Below are 3,577 nucleotides of genomic sequence, written 5' to 3'. Positions count from 1 at the left end.
CCCCCGGCCCGGCCCGTCGGACCCCCCTCGGGTCGCTTCTCCGGCTGACTCACCCGTGTCACTCCCTACAACGTGGACCCCCTTTCTTACCGCCGATCGGGGGTCCGCGATGTGGTTTTCGGGGGGAAACCTTCCACAAGCCCCGTCACATCGGGTATAGGTGTCTTCGCTCCTCACCCAAAAGAGTGGCCGCCCGGCACGCGTCCCGGGCGGCGATAGGCTGTCCCCCCGTGAGGATCCTTGTCATCGGCGGCGGTGCCCGCGAACACGCCCTGTGCCACGCGCTCTCCCGTGAACTGCCCGCCCCCGGCGGCCGGTCCGGGTCCACGGCGGTGGACGAACTGCACTGCGCGCCCGGCAACGCCGGTATCGCCGAGGTGGCCCGGGTCCACGCCGTGGACGCCGTGGACGGCGCCGCGGTGACCGACCTGGCCCGCCTGATCGGCGCCGACCTCGTGGTGATCGGCCCGGAGGCCCCCCTGGTGGCCGGGGTGGCCGACGCCCTGCGGGAGGCCGGCTTCGCGGTCTTCGGTCCGTCGGCCGAGGCGGCCCGCCTCGAGGGCAGCAAGGCGTTCGCCAAGGAGGTCATGGCCGCCGCCGGGGTGCCCACCGCGCAGGCGCGGCTGTGCGTCACCGCGGCCGAGGTGGACGACGCGCTGGACGCCTTCGGGCCCCCCTACGTGGTCAAGGACGACGGCCTGGCGGCGGGCAAGGGCGTCGTGGTCACCGCCGACCGGGACGCCGCCCGGGAGCACGCCCTGGCCTGCGGCCGGGTGGTGATCGAGGAGTACCTGGACGGCCCCGAGGTCTCGCTCTTCGCGGTGACCGACGGCGAGAGCGTGGTGCCGCTGCGCCCCGCGCAGGACTTCAAGCGGGCGCTGGACGGCGACGAGGGCCCGAACACCGGTGGCATGGGTGCCTACTCGCCGTTGCCGTGGGCCGACGGGGACCTCGTGGACCGGGTGCTGGAGACCGTGCTGCGCCCCACGGTGGACGAGATGCGGCGCCGCGGCACCCCCTTCTCGGGGCTGCTCTACGCCGGTCTGGCGATCACCTCGCGCGGCGTTCGGGTGATCGAGTTCAACGCCCGCTTCGGCGACCCCGAGACCCAGGTGGTGCTGGCCCGGTTGCGCTCCCCGCTGTCGGGGCTGTTGCACGCCGCCGCCACCGGCCGCCTGGCCGACCTGCCGCCCCCGAGGTGGAGCGAGGACGCCGCCGTGACGGTCGTGGTGGCGGCGGAGAACTACCCCGCGGCCCCGCGCACCGGCGACCCGATCGGGGGACTGGCAGAGGTCGCGGAACGGGACGCCCCCGACGCCTGGGTGCTGCACGCCGGCACCCGGCGGGAGGAGGACGGCCGGGTGGTCTCGGCGGGCGGCCGCGTGCTGTCGGTCACCGCGACCGGCGGTGACCTCGCCGAGGCCCGGGAGCGGGCCTACCGGGCGGTGGGACGGATCGAGTTGAAGGGCTCCCATTACCGCACCGACATCGCGGCGAAGGCTGCCGAATCGGACTGAATCGCCGCGAACCTCTGCCCAAAGCCCCACCATCGAGTGACCATCCGCCGGTACCGCTGACGGACCGCTCCGCCACCACTAGGGTGCGGCGCGATCGGACCATCGCACATTGCGTCGTCGGTGTGCGGTGCCACAGTGGGGGCACGGGCCGCCCCCGGGGGCGGCCCGGCCGGCGGTGACGTGGTCGCCGGCACCGCACACCGGACCCCGACCCCGGAAGCGGAGGGCAGCAGATGGTGCAGCAGCGAGCCGCGCACGACGCGCGGGAGCACGCCCTGGCCGTGCTGCGGGTGCGGAACCGCGCCCTCGCGGCCGCCATGGCCCCGGCGGCGGCCGGTGTCGTCCTGCTCTCCGCCGTCGCCACCGACTGGCTCCCGCCGGTCCTGGCGGTGGTGGGGTGGGTCCTGCTGGGGACGGGCGCACTGACGCTCGCCCTGGCGGCGGCCCTGGCCGCCGTCATCGCCCGGGCCCGCCCGCCGGTGACCCCGATGGTCCCGCTGCCCGAGCACGCGGCGCCCGACCTGCACCGGTTGATACGCGACCTCGCGGACCGCCTGGAGGTCCCGGCGCCCGCCGCCGTGGCCCTCACCCCCGACTGCGACAGCTGGCTCGAGGAGCCGCCGGCGCGGGGCCCGGACGCCGCCCCCGGGCCGATACTGGTCATCGGCTCGCCCTTCCTGTGGTGGATGCGGGTGGACGAACTGCGGGCGCTGCTGGCCCCCGTCGTCGCCGGCACCGGTCCCGCCGCGCACCCCGACATCTCCGCCGCCCGCCGCTGTCTGCGCGGCTGGGACGCCGCCTCCGTCGCCCCGGGCCGGCGGGCCGGCTTCCGCTGTCCGCTCGACGGGACGGCCGCCCGCCTCTCCCGCCTCCTGCTGCGGGCCGCCGGCCCGCACGCGGCGGAGATGGAGCGCGGGGTGGCCGCCGCCGCCTCGGACCGGGCCCGCACCGTCGACCACCACGTGCGGCTGATCGCCCGCGAGCAGGTCGGACTGGCCTACGCCGGATGGGACCGGCTGCTGACCCGGGTGATCCTCCCCGCGTGGCGGGCCGGGCGTCGCCCGACCGCGCTCAACGCCGGGGTGGTGGCCGCCCTCACCGAACTCTCCCGCCGCGACCGGCTGGCCGGAGGCCCCGGGGAGCGGCTCGGCGAACGGCCCGCCTGCGACCTGCTGGACGAGCCGGGGGCGGTGGACGCCGAGGTCTCCCTGCTGGCCGCCCGGATCTTCCACGGCACACCCGCCCCCGGCGGTGGCTGGGCCCCGGTGAGCTGGGAGACGTACCCCCGCGAGGTCACCCACCGGCTGTGGCGGGACCGCGCGGAACGCCTCTTCGGAGCCCTGGGGGCGGAGGGCGCCCCGACCCTGGCCGGGGTGCTGCGCCGCCTGTCGGTGGGCGGGCCGGAGGCGGCCGAGGTGTTGGCCGCCCGGGTCGGCGCCGCGCTGGCCCGGGAGGAGGCCGCCCGGCCACCGGCCGAGGCGCCGGTGCAGCCGCTGGACATGCCGAGCACCGGGCGGGACCTGCTGGTGGAACACATCACGGCGGCCGTGTGCTGCGCGGCCGTGGACACCACGGACGCCGCCCCCGGCCTGGACTGGCTGGACGGCCCGGTGCTCACCCGGTCCCCCGGGGAGGTCGAGGGGCCACGGGACGGTGCCGGGGTGGACGCCTCGGACGGCCGGGATCTGACCGGCTCGGTGCAGCGACTGGTGGACGAGGGCGATCCGGGCCCGCTGCGCAACTGGCTCGGCGCCGCCGGGGTGCGCGCCGACCGCCGGCTCCGGGTGGTGTGAGGGCGGCCGGTGCGAGGGCGTCCGTCGGGGTCCCGGGATCGGCCGTTCGTGTCCTCCCGCGACGGGTTGTTCCGTTCGACGGGTGAACCCGGCGGGTTGTCACGACCGGACGGGGGCGAACGCTTCCGGGTCCCGGCGGGGCGCACCCCGGCGGTCGGCCGTGCGATGGATGAGCCGGGGCGTGCTCCCCTTCCACGGGCGTCGGACCTACCGGGAAAACGGTTGAAAGCCGGATGAAACCTCGGGGAGGACGGGCGGGGGAGGAGG

The 3,577-nt window shown here is 76.7% G+C and carries 2 protein-coding genes; both read left to right on the top strand.

Annotated features, from left to right (window positions below; all coding sequences use genetic code 11):
- Positions 1–230 precede the first annotated feature (230 nt).
- Entirely contained in the window at positions 231–1,517 is a 1,287-nt protein-coding gene (gene purD / locus FNQ90_RS16220; protein WP_182607041.1) for a phosphoribosylamine--glycine ligase, read from the top strand.
- 233 nt (positions 1,518–1,750) lie between these two features.
- A complete protein-coding gene (locus FNQ90_RS16215) occupies positions 1,751–3,310 on the top strand; it encodes a hypothetical protein (RefSeq protein WP_182607040.1) in 1,560 nt (519 codons plus the stop codon).
- Positions 3,311–3,577: the final 267 nt, after the last annotated feature.

Origin of the sequence: Streptomyces alkaliphilus, assembly GCF_014141535.1 — a bacterium.
GTDB classification, from domain to species: Bacteria; Actinomycetota; Actinomycetes; order Streptomycetales; family Streptomycetaceae; genus Streptomyces; species Streptomyces alkaliphilus.
The sequence above is the reverse complement of the archived record's forward strand: the minus strand, read 5'-3'. Positions and strand labels throughout refer to the sequence as shown.